At 66.8% G+C, this 17,652-nt stretch carries 17 protein-coding genes and 1 riboswitch; of the genes, 2 read left to right on the top strand and 15 right to left on the bottom strand.

Annotated elements, in window-relative coordinates:
- Nucleotides 1–85 precede the first annotated feature (85 nt).
- Complete coding sequence (locus tag AC1DE3_RS19280) at nt 86–3,001, bottom strand: ribonucleoside-diphosphate reductase subunit alpha (protein WP_476780058.1); 2,916 nt, start codon at nt 2,999–3,001, stop codon at nt 86–88.
- Nucleotides 3,002–3,112: 111 nt separating this feature from the next.
- Nucleotides 3,113–3,314, bottom strand: a riboswitch (cobalamin riboswitch).
- Nucleotides 3,315–3,444: 130 nt separating this feature from the next.
- Entirely contained in the window at nt 3,445–4,863 is a 1,419-nt protein-coding gene (locus tag AC1DE3_RS19285) for a short-chain fatty acyl-CoA regulator family protein (protein WP_441509894.1), read from the bottom strand.
- A 133-nt stretch (nt 4,864–4,996) separates the two neighbouring features.
- Here AC1DE3_RS19285 and AC1DE3_RS19290 point away from each other — a divergent pair, with 133 nt between their 5' ends.
- Both AC1DE3_RS19290 and AC1DE3_RS19295 read left to right on the top strand, forming a co-directional pair.
- Nucleotides 4,997–6,682: an isocitrate lyase gene (locus tag AC1DE3_RS19290; RefSeq protein WP_476852666.1), complete on the top strand. Its 1,686-nt coding sequence runs from the start codon at nt 4,997–4,999 to the stop codon at nt 6,680–6,682.
- A 60-nt stretch (nt 6,683–6,742) separates the two neighbouring features.
- The gene (locus tag AC1DE3_RS19295; RefSeq protein ID WP_441509896.1) at nt 6,743–6,982 is read left to right on the top strand and encodes a hypothetical protein; all 240 of its coding nucleotides are present in this window, start codon (nt 6,743–6,745) and stop codon (nt 6,980–6,982) included.
- A gap of 111 nt (nt 6,983–7,093) precedes the next feature.
- Here AC1DE3_RS19295 and AC1DE3_RS19300 read toward each other — a convergent pair whose 3' ends face one another.
- The 13 genes from AC1DE3_RS19300 to AC1DE3_RS19360 form a co-directional block, all read right to left on the bottom strand.
- Complete coding sequence (locus AC1DE3_RS19300) at nt 7,094–7,540, bottom strand: hypothetical protein (protein ID WP_476852667.1); 447 nt, start codon at nt 7,538–7,540, stop codon at nt 7,094–7,096.
- A gap of 15 nt (nt 7,541–7,555) precedes the next feature.
- Nucleotides 7,556–8,497: an HlyD family secretion protein gene (locus AC1DE3_RS19305; RefSeq protein WP_476780061.1), complete on the bottom strand. Its 942-nt coding sequence runs from the start codon at nt 8,495–8,497 to the stop codon at nt 7,556–7,558.
- On the bottom strand, nt 8,494–8,754 hold the full coding sequence (locus AC1DE3_RS19310; protein ID WP_476780062.1) for a DUF3302 domain-containing protein: 261 nt from the start codon (nt 8,752–8,754) through the stop codon (nt 8,494–8,496). The genes AC1DE3_RS19305 and AC1DE3_RS19310 overlap by 4 nt, the downstream gene beginning before the upstream one ends.
- Complete coding sequence (locus AC1DE3_RS19315; protein ID WP_476780063.1) at nt 8,741–10,048, bottom strand: BatD family protein; 1,308 nt, start codon at nt 10,046–10,048, stop codon at nt 8,741–8,743. The genes AC1DE3_RS19310 and AC1DE3_RS19315 overlap by 14 nt, the downstream gene beginning before the upstream one ends.
- Nucleotides 10,045–10,686 (bottom strand): tetratricopeptide repeat protein, encoded by a 642-nt coding sequence (locus tag AC1DE3_RS19320; protein WP_476780064.1) that lies wholly within the window; start codon nt 10,684–10,686, stop codon nt 10,045–10,047. The genes AC1DE3_RS19315 and AC1DE3_RS19320 overlap by 4 nt, the downstream gene beginning before the upstream one ends.
- Nucleotides 10,683–11,600 (bottom strand): VWA domain-containing protein, encoded by a 918-nt coding sequence (locus AC1DE3_RS19325; RefSeq protein ID WP_476780065.1) that lies wholly within the window; start codon nt 11,598–11,600, stop codon nt 10,683–10,685. The genes AC1DE3_RS19320 and AC1DE3_RS19325 overlap by 4 nt, the downstream gene beginning before the upstream one ends.
- Entirely contained in the window at nt 11,597–12,613 is a 1,017-nt protein-coding gene (locus AC1DE3_RS19330; RefSeq protein WP_476780066.1) for a VWA domain-containing protein, read from the bottom strand. The genes AC1DE3_RS19325 and AC1DE3_RS19330 overlap by 4 nt, the downstream gene beginning before the upstream one ends.
- A 2-nt stretch (nt 12,614–12,615) precedes the next feature.
- On the bottom strand, nt 12,616–13,098 hold the full coding sequence (locus AC1DE3_RS19335; RefSeq protein WP_476780067.1) for a DUF4381 domain-containing protein: 483 nt from the start codon (nt 13,096–13,098) through the stop codon (nt 12,616–12,618).
- Nucleotides 13,095–14,096, bottom strand: coding sequence for a DUF58 domain-containing protein (locus AC1DE3_RS19340; protein WP_476780068.1), 1,002 nt, complete (start codon nt 14,094–14,096; stop codon nt 13,095–13,097). Before AC1DE3_RS19340 ends, AC1DE3_RS19335 begins: the two co-directional genes overlap by 4 nt.
- Nucleotides 14,097–14,107: 11 nt before the next feature.
- Nucleotides 14,108–15,091, bottom strand: a complete 984-nt coding sequence (locus AC1DE3_RS19345; protein WP_476780069.1) for an AAA family ATPase — start codon at nt 15,089–15,091, stop codon at nt 14,108–14,110.
- A gap of 201 nt (nt 15,092–15,292) precedes the next feature.
- On the bottom strand, nt 15,293–15,559 hold the full coding sequence (locus AC1DE3_RS19350; protein ID WP_476780070.1) for a hypothetical protein: 267 nt from the start codon (nt 15,557–15,559) through the stop codon (nt 15,293–15,295).
- Between the two features lie 60 nt (nt 15,560–15,619).
- Nucleotides 15,620–16,579 (bottom strand): formylglycine-generating enzyme family protein, encoded by a 960-nt coding sequence (locus tag AC1DE3_RS19355; RefSeq protein ID WP_441509908.1) that lies wholly within the window; start codon nt 16,577–16,579, stop codon nt 15,620–15,622.
- A 4-nt stretch (nt 16,580–16,583) separates the two neighbouring features.
- Nucleotides 16,584–17,489, bottom strand: coding sequence for a polyphosphate kinase 2 family protein (locus tag AC1DE3_RS19360; RefSeq protein ID WP_441509909.1), 906 nt, complete (start codon nt 17,487–17,489; stop codon nt 16,584–16,586).
- Between the last annotated feature and the right edge of the window lie 163 nt (nt 17,490–17,652).

A 17,652-nucleotide genomic window follows, 5' to 3' on the forward strand; every position in this document is an offset into this window, starting at 1 on the left:
GCTCTAGCGCCTCGTCCTGCCGGAGATTCTCGGGTCTGCGCTTCGCTTCGCCCGAGGATGACGCGGATTGCGATGAAGGCGGCCGTTACTGGCAAGCTTCGCAGGTCGGATCGTCGATCGAACAGGCGTTTGGCACGGCCACGCCGTTTTCCAGCGGGATGTCGATGATGATTGGCGCGGCGGCCTTGGCAGCGACCGGCACGGTGGCCGAGACCGCATTGAGCTTGCCGTCGGTGCCCTTCAGCGTCGACTTCTCGACGTGGGTCGCCGACAGCGCCCGCAGGTAATAGGTCGTCTTCAGGCCCAGCCGCCACGCCAGCCGATAGGCCTCGTCGAGCTTCCGGCCGGAGGGCTGCGCCATGTAGAGGTTCAGCGATTGGCCCTGGTCGATCCATTTCTGGCGTCGGGCGGCGGCGCGGATTAGCCACTCGGTCGGGATTTCGAAGGAGGTCGCGTAGAGCGCCTTCAGGTCCGCCGGGACGCGGTCGATCTGGCTGACCTTGCCGTCGTAGTATTTGAGGTCCGAGACCATCACCTCGTCCCAGAGCCCCCTCGCCTTCAGGTCATGGACGAGCCCGGCATTCACCACGGTGAAGTCGCCCGACATGTTCGCCTTGACGTAGAGCTGGCTGTAGGACGGCTCGATCGACTGCGAGACGCCGACGATGTTCGAGATCGTCGCGGTCGGCGCGATCGCCATCGTGTTCGAGTTGCGCATGCCGGTGGTCTTCACCCGCTCGCGCAGGCCCTGCCAGTCCAGCGTCGCCGAGCGATCCAGCTCGGCATCGCGATCGCGGGCTTCCGAGAGGATGTCGAGCGAGTCGATCGGCAAGATGCCCTTCGACCAGAGCGAACCCTCGAAGCTCGGGTAGCGGCCGCGCTCGGCGGCAAGATCGACCGAGGCCGAGATCGCATGAAAGCTGATCGCCTCCATTGACGTATCGGCGAAGGCGACGGCCTCCTCCGACGCCGTCGGCAGGCGCAGCGTCTGGAGCGCGTCCTGGAAGCCCATGATGCCGAGCCCAACCGGACGGTGGCGCAGGTTCGAGCGGCGCGCTTCCGGGATCGTGTAGAAATTGATGTCGACGACGTTGTCGAGCATGCGCATCGCCGTCTTCACGGTCCGCGCCAGCCGAGCCTGGTCGAGCCCGTCGGGGCCGACGTGGGCGGCGAGATTGACCGAGCCGAGATTGCAGACCGCGACCTCGTCGGCCGAGGTGTTGAGGGTGATCTCGGTGCAAAGATTGGATGAATGCACCACTCCGGCATGTTGCTGTGGTGAGCGGAGATTGCAGGCGTCCTTGAAGGTGATCCAGGGATGGCCGGTCTCGAACAGCATGGTCAGCATGCGTCGCCAGAGATCGACGGCCTTCAACTTCTTATGGACACGCAGCTCGCCGCGGGCGGCCTTCGCCTCATAGGTCTCGTAGGCTTCCCGGAACGGCTTGCCATAGAGATCGTGCAGGTCCGGCACCTCGTCGGGCGAGAACAGCGTCCAGTCGCCGCCCGCCTCGACGCGCTGCATGAACAGGTCGGGAATCCAGTTCGCCGTGTTCATGTCATGGGTGCGGCGGCGGTCGTCGCCGGTGTTCTTGCGGAGGTCGAGGAACTCCTCGATATCGACATGCCAGGTCTCGAGATAGGCGCAGACCGCGCCCTTGCGCTTGCCGCCCTGGTTGACCGCGATGGCTGTATCGTTGGCAACCTTGAGGAACGGTACGACGCCCTGGCTCTCGCCATTGGTGCCCTTGATATGGGCGCCCAAGCCCCGCACCGGCGTCCAGTCATTGCCGAGCCCGCCGGAATATTTGGCGAGCAGGGCGTTGTCCTTCACTGCCTTGAAGATGCCGTCGAGGTCGTCGGCGACCGTGGTCAGGAAGCAGGAGGAGAGTTGCGGACGCAGCGTGCCCGAATTGAACAGGGTCGGCGTCGAGGCCATGAAATCGAAGGACGACAGCAGGTCGTAGAACTCGATCGCCCGCGCTTCCCGGTCGATCTCGCGGATGGCGAGGCCCATGGCGACGCGCATAAAGAAGGCCTGCGGCAGCTCGAAGCGGTTGCCACGGACATGCAGGAAGTAGCGGTCGTAAAGCGTCTGGAAGCCGAGGTAGTCGAATTGCAGGTCGCGCTCCGGCTTCAGCGCCGTAGCGATACGGACAATGTCGAAGCGGCCGAGCTCGGGATCGATCAGTTCGTTCTCGATGCCGGTCTTGAGGTAGGCCGCGAAATAGTCGCCGTAGCCGGCGGCCATCTCTTCCTGCGTCGCCTGCTCGGTATGACCCTGGACGAAGGTGAGCGCCTCGCGGCGCAGTTTGTCGAGCAGCAGGCGGGCCGAGACCTTGGCGTAGTTCGGCTCGCTCTCGATCAACGTGCGGGCAGCTAGGATCGGCGCCAGCGCCAGCTCGTCGAGCGAAATGCCGTCATAGAGGTTGCGGCGGGTTTCCGTCAGGATCGGCTCGGCCGCGACACCATCGAGACCGGCGCAGGCCTCGCGCACCACCTTGTCGAGGCGAGCAGAATCCAGCGGCACCATCGCGCCATCGGCCAGCTTCATTCGGAAGGCTGGTGCGGCCGACTTAGCAGGCTTCGCTTCAGACAGCGCCTTGGCTCGCTCGCGCGCGCGTTCCTCACGATAGAGCACATAGGCGCGAGCGACCTTGTGGTGCTCGCCGCGCATCAGCGCGAGCTCCACCTGATCCTGGACGTCCTCGATATGGAAGGTGCGGCCGTTCGCGGCGCGACGGGTCAGCCCGGCGACGACCTGGTCGGTCATTTCCGCGACGGCTTCGTGGATGCGACGCGAAGCGGCGGCGTTCGATCCCTCGACCGCCAGGAACGCCTTGGTCAGCGCGACCGAGATTTTCGAAGGGTCGAACGGCGTCACTGCGCCGTTGCGGCGAATGACCTGGTAGCCGGGTTCGCTAGCCGCGGCCTTGGCCACCACAGGATCGGCGGCCGGAGAAACGGCAACCGGCCGCTCGGCTTCAAGAGAAAGAGACATGGCATCAACCCCAAATGTTGGGGGCAAAGGCCAGAGCGGTTGCGTCGAGAAGGCGCGCGGCACCACAAGGCCGCGACCTGCCAAGCGCACCACCGGGACACCCCGCCCGTGGACGTTCATGGTGTCGCGGCAGGTCTCCTGGCTCGCGGGTCAGCGCTCTCGTCCCGTCTTCCCAAGACCTTGCGGTCTCAGTGACTCAATCGTGGACGTGAACTCGCCGCTTACAGTTGCGGGGGCAGCGCCGGCTTCGCACCGGCTTCCCTCTTAGCTCTCGATCTTGCGATTCGAGAGACCATCGACCACCAGATCTAGTGGCCAACGCTGTTCCGGTGTCAATAGGTCGCTATGCCCTTCATTCGGCGCCTTCGATCATCGCCACCGTCGGCCCGGCAGGCATACCGCAACGCGAGCCCAAGGCCTCGCCACGCCCAGTATGAAAGGCCTTACACGGCGTTGTACGGCACGAAGCCGTGCATGCGCTCGTCGATGGCGAGCGGCTTGCCGATCGGCGGGAAAGCCCGCTGCGGGCAGTTCGAGCGTTCGCAGACCTTGCAGCCGGCGCCGATCGGCGTCGCCGCGCTCGGGTCGCCCAGATCGAGGCCCTTCGAATAGACGAGGCGGCTCGCATGGCGGATATCGCAGCCAAGCCCGATCGAGAAGGTCTTGCCGATGTCGCCGTAGCCGCCAACCGCGTCGTTCACGGTGCGGGCGATCCAGAGATAGGTCCGCCCGTCCGGCATCTGCGCGGTCTGCGTCAGAATGCGCCCGGGCTGCGCGAAGGCTTCGTAGACGTTCCAGAGCGGACAGGTTCCGCCTACCCGCGAGAAGTGGAAATCGGTCGCGGATTGCCGCTTGGAGATATTGCCGGCCCGGTCGACCCGGACAAAAAAGAACGGCACGCCCGGCGCCCCCGGCCGCTGCAGCGACGACAGGCGGTGGCAGACGGATTCGAAGCCGACGCCGAAACGCCGGGCGAGGCGGTCGATATCGTAGCGCTCGGCCTCCGCTGCATCGAGGAAGGTGCGATAGGGCATGAGCAGCGCCGCGGCGAAGTGATTGGCGAGGCCAATGCGGGCGAGCGCGTGCACCTCCGCCGCCCCGGCCGCAGCCTCCTCGGCCAGCCGCCCTATCGCCTCCTCCATTTCCAGGAAGCCGATCTGCGTGGCTATCTGGAAGGCGCGCTGTCCGGGATCGAGGAGAGCCGAAAGGTGAAGCCGGCGCTCCTTCGGGTCATAGCGCCGCTGGGCCTGCCCCGCCATGTCATTGGAGAGCTGGATACGGACGCCATGCCGGCGATCGAGGCGGCGGGCTAGCCCCTCCGCCACCTGCCCGACCTTCAAATCCGCCGTTTCGAAGATGCGCTCCGCCGCTTCGTCGAGTTCGGAAAAATGATTGTGGTGCGCGTAGAAGAAGTCCCGCACCTGCTCATGCGGCATCAGCGCCCGGAAGGTCGCCTCGCCGCCGCTGCCGAGCCCGAGTTCGCCCGCCATCGCATCGGCCCGCTCCAGCGCGTTGCGGTAGCGCCGATGCAGCGCGACGACCGCCCGGCCGAGCGCGGGCATGTTCTCCACCACCTCGCGGATCTCGCTGACACTCACGGAATCGCCATTGGCCGGATCGGCGAAGACCTCGCGCAGGTCGGCGACCATCCGCGCCTCATCCCCTTCCGAGAAGAGCTGGACGTCGACGCCGAAGACCGCGTTGATCTTCAGCAGCACCTGGACGGTCAGCGGGCGCAGATTCTTCTCGATCTGGTTGAGATAGCTCGGCGACACCTCGAGCGCCTGAGCGAGCGCAAGCTGGGTCAAGCCGCGCTCTTCGCGCAGGCGCTTGAGGCGGACGCCCGCAAAGACCTTCTTCATAGGCAAGTTCCATTCGCAAAATTCGCAAACACGTCCTATGCCATTCGCATTATTTCACATTTTCAGTCATTTTGCGCCGCAGCAATAGCGAATATTGTGTGAGTTATTCTTATCAAACGAGAGGGCTTTCGCAATGGATGTGATCGGTTTCGACCCAGTCGCCGGACATCGCGGGACGAACACCGCCGCCAAGGCGCAGGCGGCTCCGCGCAAAACCTATTCGGAACTGAGGGCCGAGCTTCTCGCCCGCTATCCCTCCGGCTTCGGCCCCGGCGGCGTCGCGGTGGATGACATCGTGCAGTTGCGGCAGCAGAACAGCTTCGACACGCATCTCGACATCGCCCGCGCCATGGCGAGCGTGGTTCGCCGCGACATGGCGATCTACGACGCCGACCCATCGCAATTCACGCAATCGCTTGGCTGCTGGTCGGGATTCCACGCCCAGCAGATGATCAAGTCGGTCAAGCGGCTGCGCGGCACGGCCAAGGGCGCGTATGTCTATCTCTCCGGCTGGATGATCGCCGGCCTGCGCAACCGCTTCGGCCACCTGCCGGACCAATCCATGCATGAGAAGACGGCGGTCGCCGACCTGATCGAGGAGATCTATGTCTCGCTGCGCCAGGCCGACGAGGTCGCGCTGAACGACCTGTTCCGTGCGCTGAAGACGGCGCGGGAGGCGGGCGACGCCAAGGCCGAGGCCGAGGCGATCGCGGCCATCGACGCGTTCGAGACCCATGTCGTGCCGATCATCGCCGATATCGATGCCGGCTTCGGCAACGAGCATGCGACCTATGTGCTCGCGAAAGAGCTGATCAGGGCCGGGGCCTCATGCCTGCAGATCGAGAACCAGGTCTCCGACGCCAAGCAGTGCGGCCATCAGGACGGCAAGGTCACGGTGCCGCGCGAGGACTTCATCGAGAAGCTGCGCGCCTGCCGCCTCGCCTTCGAGGAGCTCGGCGTGACCGACGGCGTCGTCGTCGCCCGCACCGACAGTCTCGGCGCCGGCCTCACCCAGAAGATCCCGGTCAGCCAGCAGCCGGGCGACCTCGCGGCGGAGTATATGAAATGGCTCAAGACCGAGCCGGTGACGGCCGAGGCGCCGCTGCGCGACGGCGACGTCGCGCTCTGGAAGGACGGCAAGCTCGTCAAGCCGGCACGGCTGCCCAACGGCCTGTTCCAGTTCCAGGAAGGCTCGGGGCGCGCGCGCGTCATCGAGGACTGCATCGCCTTCATCAACGACGGCGGAGCCGACCTGCTCTGGATCGAGACCGACACGCCCAACGTCAACGAGATCGCCTCGATGGTGGCCGAGATCCGCAAGGCGGCACCGAGCGCCAAGCTCGCCTACAACAACTCGCCTTCCTTCAACTGGACGCTGAACCTGCGCAAGCAGGTCCGGGCCGAGTGGCTGAAGGACGATCGCGTCAAGGCCGGGGACTACCCGGACAACAATGCGCTGATGGGCCCCGATTTCGACGACAGCGAACTGGGGCGCGAGGCCGATGAAAGGCTCGCCCGCTTCCAGGTCGATATCTCGGCCGAGGCCGGCGTCTTCCACAACCTGATCACGCTGCCGACCTTCCACCTCACCGCGAAGAGCGTCGACGAGCTCTCCCGCGGCTATTTCGGGGCGGACCGGATGAAGGCCTATGTCAACACCGTCCAGCGCGAGGAAATCCGGCGCGGGATCTCGGCGGTGAAGCACCAGCACGAAGTCGGCTCCGATCTCGGCGACAGCTTCAAGGAAATGGTCGCCGGCGAGCGCGCGCTGAAGGCGGGCGGCCACGCCAACACCATGAACCAGTTCGCCGCCGCCTGATCCAATCGGCCGGCGCGCTCCCGCGCCGGCTTCTGCCCCATCAACCAGAGGGAGGCCGTCATGTCCCAGCCGGAATTCAAGATCGTCCCGAAGGCCGAACTTTCCACCGAGGATCGCGCCATCCACCGCCTTGCGGATGCGGTTCACCGCCTCAATGAGGCCGTCCAACGCGCGGTCGAGGCGGGCATTTCGATCGAGCTGGTGCGCGCCTCCCGCTTTCATGACGGCAGCGGCAACTGGGGCGACCAGATGGTGCCGCTGGTGCGCGCTCCCGCGGCGCCGGCACCGGCTCAGGGCTGAGGAAGACCGCCGACGAGGCCGAGGCGAGGACGCCCGGCCACCCCGCATTCGGTGCGGAGGTCGATCCGGGAAGTCGGCCCGCGCAGACCCTGATCTGCGCGGGTTTTCTCGTTATTTGAAGCCGATCAGCACGCCGTCCGCGCCCAGCGAAAGCTGCAGCCCCTTGCGGCGGGTGGCCAGCTTCAGGGTCACGCCCTTGTCGTTTCGCAGCCAGAGCGTGCCGCGCCCCTGGCCGCCAAGCGCCCAGCCTTCACGCAGCTGGAGATAGGCGCCCGGGAAGTCGTCGAGCCGGGTCAGCCCATAGACGGTTCCGTTCGCCGTCAGCTTCGATGCGCCGATGCCGCCGACGCCGAGGCCTCCGACAGTGATGCCGTAATTCCGCTTGCGGAAGTTGAGCGTGCCGCCACCCACCTGGCCAGAGCCGATGAACGCGACCTGGACTTGCTCGATATGGACCCTGCCCGTCGCCGGGCCAAGATTGCCCTGCTGCGCGCTGGCCGGCAGCGCCAGCATCAGGATCGCCGCGAGCAGGGAAAGAGCTTTTGCAACGTGCTTCATCATGGTCTCCTCGCTTCAGAATGGATTGATGTAGTTGGTGATCGCGATCTGCCGCAGCAGGACCTTGCGGATCAGATGGGCCGGCTTGACGCGGTCGGTGAAGATCGCCGCCGTGCCTGTGCTGCCCGCCGGCAGAGAACGGGCGAAGGCTTCGTCGTCGAGCTTCACGCGCACCACGAAAGGAGCGGCCCTGATCGCGCTCGGCGTAACGGCGGCACCCGAGGTCTGGACTTGTCCGGTCGAGACGGCCTGCAGAATGCTCTCGACCTTGCCGGCCTGGACCGTTCCCGGCGTCATCTTGAAGGTGAGCTCAACCGGCTGGCCCGGCGCGAGATAGCGCGAATCGACCTGGTTGATCTCGACCCCCGTGATCGTGTCTGCCGTGTCGATGAAGGCCATGACCGGCGAGAGCGGCAGGCTGGAGACGCGAGCGCCCTTGCGCAACGCGACATTCGTGACATAACCGTCGGCCGGCGCGCGGACTGTCGTCTTGTCGAGATTCCATTTCGCGCCGTCGAGCTGGGCCCGGAGCTGAGCCACGGAGGCCTGGCGCTCCTCGACATCGAAGGCGCGGCCGGTGCCCTGGCTCTGCAATTGCGTCATCTGGACAAGGCGCGTCTCCTGGAGCGAAAGCTGCGCCTGGATGGCGTCGACCTGCGACTGGAAAGGCGTCGGATCGATCCGGAACAGGATGTCGCCCGCCTTCAACGGCTGATTGGCCTGAACGGGAACGTCGATCACCTCGCCGGCGACATCGGGAACGATCGCGACGGAGTTGCGGACGACAAGCACGCTGCCCTGCGGCGCGCCCCAGCCCATCGGGATGAAAAGGCCGATGAGCAGCAGCAGAAAGACAAGGACAGGCGAGACCTTCCAGAAGGAGTTGAAGGGCACGATCCTGAGTTTCACCAGGATGAAGAGCAGGGCGAGATAGGCGTTGAGGAGGACGACGATCATCGCGCGGCCTCCGCTCCGGAGGATGCGCGCTCCGGCCTCGCGGGGATATCGACATAGGCCCAGATCAGCACGGCCGGCCAGAGCACGAAGCCCAAGAAGAGCGTGATCCAGCCGCCGATCGCCACCGCCTCGGCCCAGGGATGGTTGCGTCGTCTTGCGACCATGCCGGGCCACATCGCCATGAAGACGATGACGAAGACCGTGCTGGCGGCCAGCACGATCAGGACGATCCAGGCGAAGAGATCAAGGCCGGACATCGCTGGACGCTTTGTTCATGCTCGCGCTCCAAGCAGTTGGATTCAGTGGTGGCAGTGAATTCCCGGAGCCTCGCAATGAGCCGTCGCTCCGCTTGCGAAAGGCGACTGCCGCACCCGCCAGCCGTTCCCCCATCTTGCGATCCCAGGTCGGGCCTGCGCCGAAGAGGCTGCGCTCGAGCAACGCGATGGCCGAGCCCAGTTCGCCGGTCGAACGCGCATGTAATTGCTGTTCGGCCGGCAGACGCTGGAGCCATTGAATGAGCGCGCAGTAGGTCGCTGAAGCATCTCCGGCCCTGGCTGTACGCGCCAGCTCCCGTCGCGCCGCGCCTTCCGATGCGCGGTGGCGCTGTTCGGCCCGCTGCCAGAGCGCGGCCAACCTCCCGCGCAGCAGGATCAAACCAAGAGCGAGTGCGGCGAGAATGAAGCCGGCTGCGAGCCATAGAGGTCTCGACGTCCAACCCAAGCGAACTTCGGGACGGCCCGCCGGCGCTGCGACCGTCACCGCGACGCCGGGCAGAGTTTCCGTCCGCGCCCGCTTGGCCGAGAGGCTCCACCAGGGCTGCGTCAGCGCCGGCAGATCATAGGCTCCAGCCTTCTCGAAGACATAGGTGACCTTGTCGGTGCGGTGGCCTTCGACGGCACCGCGCTCGCTGCGATCCTCGACGACCGGCGGATCGGCATAGATGCGCACGCCGTCAGGCGCGGCGAATGTGAACTCGGCCATGCCGAGCGCCGGCACGCCATCCGCCTGCCGCCGAATGGTCCGCACAAGCGCGCTCCCGGGCCTGAACTGCGCGGTCCGGGGATCCGGCGACCAGCTCTGCGCGACGCTGACGCCGTCGGCAGCGAGCACCGGACCGGACGGATCGAGACCGGGCGGCACCGTTACCGCGATCCGCATCGGCTCGCCCTTCGCCGCCCCGACGGAATCGCCATTGCGATCGAGCAGCGTCACATTCGGCGCGGGAACGGCTATCTCGCCACCGCGGCGCGGAAAGACGATGAATTCGAAGCTCTGGCCGACATAGTCCTGATCGTCGATCCGGTCCCGCATCGTCGTCGCCTGCGTCTCGAAGCGCAGGATCTGCGCGCCGGGTGCCTCGGGAACGCTGACACGCGGCGGATGAAGCATCTCGCCCGGAAACATGACCTGAACGTCGAGCCGCACCGGCTGGCCGATCACGATGCCCTGAGCGGGGCTGATCGTCGTGCGGATCACCGGTTGGCCCGCAGGGGCCTGCGCCCAGGCCAAAGCCGGGATCAGCGTCCAGACGAACGCCATGGCGAGCTTCATGGCGCCGCTCCCTCCGCTTGCGACTGGAGCTGATAGGCAAACTTGGCCCGCAGGAAATCGGCGGGCTGCGTCTGGACGCGCTTCAGCCAGAGAGCGCGGACCTGCTCGTCCGACATCGGCTTCTCGCCCTCGACCGTCGAATCCTCGCCGCCCTTCTTCGTCTTGTCGAAGACGATCTCGTCGGGCTTGTCGTCGGTGTTGCCGGTCTCGCCGCCCTCCGTCTTCTTCCGCTCGCCGCGGATACGGGCGATCTCGCGGTTGTTTACCGCCGCCGGCCAATCGGGGCGCAGCGCCAGCGCCCGGCCATAGCGCTTCATCGCGTCATCGTACTGACCGAGCATCACCAGCGCATTGCCCTGATTGAAGGCGCCTTCGGCCGTATCGCGCGCGGCGAAGGCCTGCGCCGCTTCCTTGAATTCCCCGGCCCGGAACAGCGCGACACCGCGCCAGAGCGGATCCCGAAACGCCTTCGCAGCATCCGCCGGACGGCTGCGGCTCATCAACAGCCGACCACGCTGATCGGGCGTCAGCCAGAGATCGCGCCAGCCGATCCGATATGCCGCAGCCGACAGTGCCAGGATCGCAACAAGCGCGATGGCCGCATAGGGAGAAGACCACAGTGAGCGGGCGCTTTTCATGTCAGCACCCAACCGCGGCGGAACCAGAGCAGGTTGAGCAGACCGAGCAAGGGGACCAGCCAGTAGCCGGCTTCCCGCCAATGCTCGCCCTCGCCCGCGACGCTGGCAGCGGCATCGCCGCTGTCGAGGCGGCGCACCACGGCGGCGACGTCCGTCTGATCCGGCGTGGTCGGAATCGTGGCGGCGCCCATAGCCCGCGCCGCATCGGCCACGCCGCTCGTATCGACCTCCGGCGGGACCAGGGCGAGCAGCGTCACGGCCGGCCCCTTGATCCGACCGAGATCGACGACCGCCTCGGGCGCGATCGTATCGGCCATGACCAGGATCGAGCCGCCATCGGCACTGCCTGCGAGCGCGCGCCCGGCCAGCTTCAGCGCCCCCGCGAGATCGTCGCCCTCCTTCGGCATGATGCGCGGCGAGAGCGCCTTGGCGAGATCGAGCACGACGCTGCTATCCGGCGTCGCCGGCAGCACGAGATGCGCGGAGCCGGCATAGGCGACGAGCGCCGTCGAAGCCCCTTCGCGCGCGGCCATGATGTCGGCGAGCTTCTGCCGGGCACGGTCGAGCCGCGTCGGCGCGAGGTCCTGCGTCAGCATCGAGGGCGTGACCTTCAGCACGACCGCGACGGCAGGCTTGGCCTGCGCGAAGGGCGAGGGCTCGCGCTGCCAGGCAGGGCCGGCCACGGCGAGCGTCGCGATGATCCAGGCGAGGAAGAGCCAGTCCGACGGGGTGATGCGCTGGTGCCGATCCGCGCCGACGAGGAGATAGGGCAGCAGCGCCGGATCGATGACGCGGCGCCATTGCTGCAACGCGTCGGAGCTGCGGCGCTCGATCAGCCACAGCGCCGCCGCCGGGAGCAGCGCCAAAAGCCAGAGCGGCCGCAGGAAATGGAAGGCGCCGAGTGCGTCCATCATCGCAGCGCTCCCGCGATCGCTGCGGGCTCGGACGCTCCCCGGCGCCGGTGACGCCGCAGAATGAACAGCGCCTGGGCCAGCATGCTCAGCACCAGCATGCCCGCCACCGGCACCCAGTAGATGTCGCGGCGCGGGCGAAAACTCACCGTATCGATATGACGGGTCTCGATCTCGTCGAGCCTGCGATAGATATCGGCAAGCTGGGCACGGTCGAGCGCACGGAAGAAGCCGCCGCCGGTCGTATCCGCGACCTCCTTCAGCGCGGCTTCGTCGAGCTTGTCCTCGCCCGCCGCCTGCGGATCGCCGACTGCGACCGTATGGATGACGATGCCCTTGTCCCTGGCGACGCGCGCGGCCTCGGCCGGCGGGACCTTGCTCATCGTGTCGTTGCCATCGGTCAACGCGATGATCGTCCTGGCCTTGACCGTGCTATGGGCGAACAGGCCGATCCCGAGGCCGATGGCATCGCCGAAGGCCGTGCGCGGGCCGGCCATGCCGACATCGGTGTCGCGCAACATCGTGCGGCACAACTCCAGATCGGTGGTGAAGGGCACGAGCGCGAAGGGTGCATCGCCGAAGACGACCACGCCGACGCGATCGCCCTTGCGGCGCGAGAGGAACTCGTCGAGCACCTGCTTCACCGCCGTCAGCCGATCCACAGTCTTGCCGGATGCGTCGACGAAATCCTTGGTGTCCATCGAACCGGAGAGATCGACCAGGACGAGCAGGTCGCGGGTCGGCACATCGTGATGCAGGGGCGGTTCGATCCATTGCGGCCGGGCGAGCGCGGCGAGCGTCAGGAACCAGGCCAGCGTCAGGAGCAGCAGGCGCCCGAGATGACGGCGCGCGACCACGCCGCCGGAATAGGGCTGCTCTCCGCTCAGCCGCGCCAGCCTGTCGAAGAAGGGCACCCGCAGGCCGGCGCGCCGTTCGGCATGGGCGGGCAGCGCGAACCAGACGAGCAGCGGCAGCGGCGCCAGCAATCCGACCCAGGGATAGGCGAAGGAGAGCATCGTCACCTCCGCCCTGAGACACGGCCGCGCTGGCCGCGCAGCCAGGCCTTCGCTTCTGTGGACAGCGCCACCTGAGCTTGAGCTTGCGCCCCGTCATTTGCCGCGAACAACGCATCGAGACGGGCGGCCAATCCGTCCATCGGCGTGCCGGAAGGTGCGGTCGCGCGGATAAAGGCCGTCCAGGACGCGCCGGTCAGGGCGGCTACGCGCTCGCGCCCATAGGCGACCATGGCCGCGCGCTTGAGCACGGCCGAAATGGCGCCGGCCGCATCGCCATCTCGCGCAGCGCTATCGACCTCCTTGGCGGCACGGCGCAGATAGGCGTCGGCGCGATAACGCTGCAGGGCGCGCCAGCCGAACACGGCGAGAGCCGCGACCGCAGCGCTTCCGACGATCCAGATGCCGACGGCCGGCGGCCAAAAGGCGAGCGCCGGCGGCAGCGCCAGATCGGCCATGTTGGCGAGATCGCCGGGATCGCCGCTCATGGCGATCTCCCGCTGGCGCTTGCGAGCCTCTGCGCCTGCCGCCGGCCGATCAGCTCGCGCATCTGCTCGGCCACGTCGCGATCAGGCGCGATCGGCAGCACCGGGATGGCGCGGCTGCGCGAGAGCCCCGCCATTCGCGCACGCCATTCCACACGCTCGTCGGAAAAGCGCCGGCGCAGCGACGCCCCGGAGGCATCGACCTCGATCTGCGCCTGCCCCGAGCTGAAGGTCGCCCTGCCGATATCCGGCAGATCCTGCTCCAGGGGGTCCTGGACGAAGACCGCAAGCACGTCGTTATGGGCGCAGAGACGGGTCACAAGCCGCCGGGTTTCCTCGTCCTCGCCGGCAAGATCGGAGATGACGCAGATCAGCCCGTCATGCTTCACCATGCGTGCAGCCGCGCTCAGCGCTTCGTTGAGCCGGCCCGGGCTGCGGTCGGATGGCGAGGCATGTTCGAGCGCCGCATTCTGCCGGGCAACCTCGCTGAGGACACGTACGGCACCCAGATCCCGGGCGCGCGGCTGGACCGTCACGACCTCATCGTCACCGAAGACGACGGCTCCGACGCGATCGCCGAGGGAGGTGACACGCCAGGCCGCGAGCGCGGCAGCCTCAGCAGCGGCAACCGACTTCATCGCCCGCCTGCTGCCGAAGAACATCGTGCTGCGCTGGTCGACAAGCAGGATGACCGGGCGATCGCGCTCCTCGGAATAGACCCGCACATGCGGGCTGCCGAGCCGCGCCGTCGCGAGCCAGTCGATGGTGCGGGTGTCGTCACCCTCGAAATAGTGCCGGAGTTCCTCGAAATTCAGGCCGCGCCCGCGCAGGCGCGAGGCGTGGCGGCCGGCGAGCAGGCTATGCACGGGCTGGCGCGGCAGGAAGCTGAAGCCAAGGGCGCGATGCTTGAGCCGAAGCAGGTCGTCGAGCGTGGCGAAGGCACGGGCTCCCGCGGCCGGAGCCGGCCCTCCCGTCCTCGCCCTCTCCCGCATCAACGCCATGACGCGCCTCGCTACGCCGCAACGGCGACCTGTTTCACCACCTCGTCGAGCACCGCATCGGCGCTGACGCCCGCGGCACCCGCCTCGTAGCCGAGCGAAATCCGATGCCGTAGGCAGTCATGCGCCACGGCCTGCACATCCTCGGGGGTGACGTAGTCCCGCCCCTGCAGCCAGGCATAGGTCCGCGAGCATTTGTCGAGCGCCAGCGTCCCGCGCGGGCTGGCGCCGACCGCGATCCAGTTCTTGAGGTGCTCGCCATATTCGGCGGGCCGCCGCGTCGCCGCGACGAGCCCGACCATATAGGCCTCGACAACACCCTTCGTCGTCACCCGGTCGATCTCGGCGCGGGCATCGAAGATCACTTGCTGCGGGATCGACGCGGCTGTCTCCGGCGGCCTCACATTCGCGGCGGCGGTCTCGGAGCGCACCAGCCGCATCACCTTCACCTCGTCGGCATCGGAGGGGTAGTCGATGCGAACATGCATCAGGAACCGGTCCATCTGCGCCTCGGGCAGCGGATAGGTTCCCTCCTGCTCGATCGGATTCTGCGTGGCGAGCACCATGAAGAGCGGCGGCAGGTCGTAGCGCTTGCCAGCCACGGTGACGTGGCGCTCCTCCATCGCCTCTAGCAAGGCCGACTGGACCTTGGGCGGGGCGCGATTGATCTCATCGGCGAGGATCAGGTTGCCGAAAACCGGGCCCTTGCGGAATTCGAACTGGCCATTGGCCCGCAGGATCTCGCCGCCGGTCACATCGGAGGGCAGCAGGTCCGGCGTGAACTGGATGCGGCTGAACGCGGATTCGAGATTGGCCGAGAGGCTCTTGATCGCCCGCGTCTTGGCGAGGCCCGGCAGTCCTTCGAGCAGGACATTGCCATTGGCGAGCAGCGCGACGACGATGCGCTCGACGACCCGCGCCTGCCCGATGATGTCGGCATTCATCCGGCTCTGCAGGTCATTCACGGTATCGCGCGCGGTCCGCCCGGCTCCATCCATGGCCCGATCCCTCAACTGCATCCGGATCGGACTGTGGCGAAAGCTGAGCTCAAGTCAGCCGCGTAACCGTTACGGCGGCAGGGGGCGGCCCGCGCCCGCGCCATGGCGAGAAGCGGCTCTGTGCGGCCCATGCCTGCGTCGTCAAGCGTGTAACCGTAAATGCCGGGTCGGGGCCGAAGCCCCGAACCGGCATCGCCGGCTTCAGGGAATCTTGGGAACGAGATCGTTGCCGAAGCTGTCCGTCTGGCGCGCGAAGCTGTTCGTGCCGGCCTGGATGTAGGCAGGTCCGCCGGCGCGCGCCGGGATCGGACCGGGATCAAGATAGCTGCGCGGCGGCGGCACCGACGTCACGCTGAGCTGCGGCTCCGGCGACGAAGCAGCCTCCTGGGTCGTACAGGCACCCAGCATGGCGGCGGGAACGATGAGCGTGAGCAAGGCGGAGAAACGGAGACTGCTGGTGTCGATCATGCGGATTTCGGCCTCAGCCGTCCTTTTGTCGCGCGTGGTTGCAGCTCATCTCTAGAGGGGTCAGCGCCCGCGGACAACACAGCGAAAGCCGACATGGCTGGTGGAGGTATCGATCGGTTCGGCGTGACGTGCCGCCGGCCGGTACCGCCGGCAATAATTCGGCGCGCAGAGATGGGAGCCGCCCTTCAGGACCTTGCGCGGGATGCGGATGTCCGGCATGCGCGGATCATAGCTCTCGGCTTCGGGGCCGCCGCGCGGATTCTGCGGCACGCAGCAGGCTTTCGGCGCATCGCCCTGATGTTGCACCGACCAGAAATCGGCGGTCCACTCCCAGACATTGCCGATCATGTCATAGAGGCCATAGCCATTCGGCGGGAAGGTCCCGACCGGCGAGGTACGGGCCCAGCCATCCTCCTTGGTGTTCTCGAAGGGGAAGTTCCCCTGCCAGGTATTGGCCATGTGCCGGCCACCCGGCATGAGCTCGTCGCCCCAGGCGAATTCAGAATCGTCGCGGCCGCCCCAGGCGGCGAATTCCCATTCCGCCTCCGTCGGCAGCGCCTTGCCGGCCCAGGCCGCATAGGCTTCGGCATCGCGATAGGCGACATGGACCACCGGGTGATCGTCCAGCCCCTTGAGCGAGGAGCCTGCGCCATAGGGCTTGCGCCAGGTCGCACCGAACTTGAAGGTCCACCATTGCGACCAGTCGCGCAGATCGACGGGATGCGAAGGCGGGTCGAACATCAGCGACCCCGCCCGCAACATATGCGGCAGGGCGCCCGGATAGTCCTTCGGGTCCGGGGCGATTTCGGCGAAGGTGACATGGCCCGTCGCCTCCACGAAAGCGCGGAACTGCCGGTTGGTGACCGGCGTCACATCGATCCAGAACGGGTCGACGCAGGCACGATGGCTCGGCGCCTCCTCGGAATAGTGCTTGTCCGAGCCCATCCGGAACAGGCCGCCGGGGAGATGCACCATTCCATCCGTCCCGGCGCGGGCCTCGATCTCCGCGGCATCTGCCATGGCCCTAGTCTCCCTTGCCGTTCTTGCGTTCGCCATCGGCGAGAAGCTGCTTGCGCGCCTTCGCCATCGCCTTGCGCAGATCTTCGTCGAAGGCCGGAAAGCGCGGGTCGAGCTTTTCAAGGCGTTCGACGATCGTCGCCGCCACGACGAGCCGCGTGAACCATTTATTGTCGGCCGGCACGACATGCCACGGAGCGACCTTCGTCGCGGTGGCGGCGATCGCGGCCTGATAGGCCCGCTGGTAGTCGTCCCAATGTTCCCGCTCGACGATGTCGTTCAGATCGAACTTCCAGTTCTTGTCTGGCTCGTCGATGCGCGCGAGCAACCGACGCCTCTGCTCCTCCCGGGAGAGGTTCAGGAAGAACTTCAGCACGACCGTGCCATTCCGCGCGAGATGTTTCTCGAAGTCGCGAATGCTCTCGAAGCGCTTGGTCCAGAGCTCTTCGCCGGCGGGCTCGGGCGGCAGGTTCTGCTTGCGCAACAAATCCTCATGGACGCGCACGACCAGCACCTCCTCGTAATAGGAGCGGTTGAAGATGCCGATTTCGCCGCGCTCCGGCAGTTTGCAGCCGGCCCGCCACAGGAAATCGTGGCGAAGCTCCGACAGGCTCGGAGCCTTGAAGGAATGCACGATGCAGCCCTGCGGGTTCACGCCCGACATGACGTGCTTGATCGTGCTGTCCTTGCCCGCCGTGTCGATCGCCTGCAGAACGATCAGGATCGACCAGCGGCGCTCGGCGTAAAGGCGCTCCTGGAGGTCGTGCAGACGCTTGACGCCGAGCTGCAGCAGCTCCTTCGCCTCGTCCTTCTCGATGTCGAGACCGCAGGTCTCGGCCGGATCGAACTGCTTCAGTCGGAAGCTGTCGCCATCGGCGACCCGGAAACGAGCGATGATGTCATCCGGCCGCATCGCCAGCCCTTTCTCGCGAAGATCGGCCGCGCAGGCAACGCCGCGGCATTCTGCTACACTTCCCTGCTTGGATCGCATGCCGCCCCAAGAGGGCGCAATCGCCATTTGCGACCACGCCCGTCCTCCGCCCCCGCGAAAGCTGGGGAGCCCGCCTTCGCAGGCC

The organism is Allobosea sp. 10L417 (assembly GCF_056395485.1).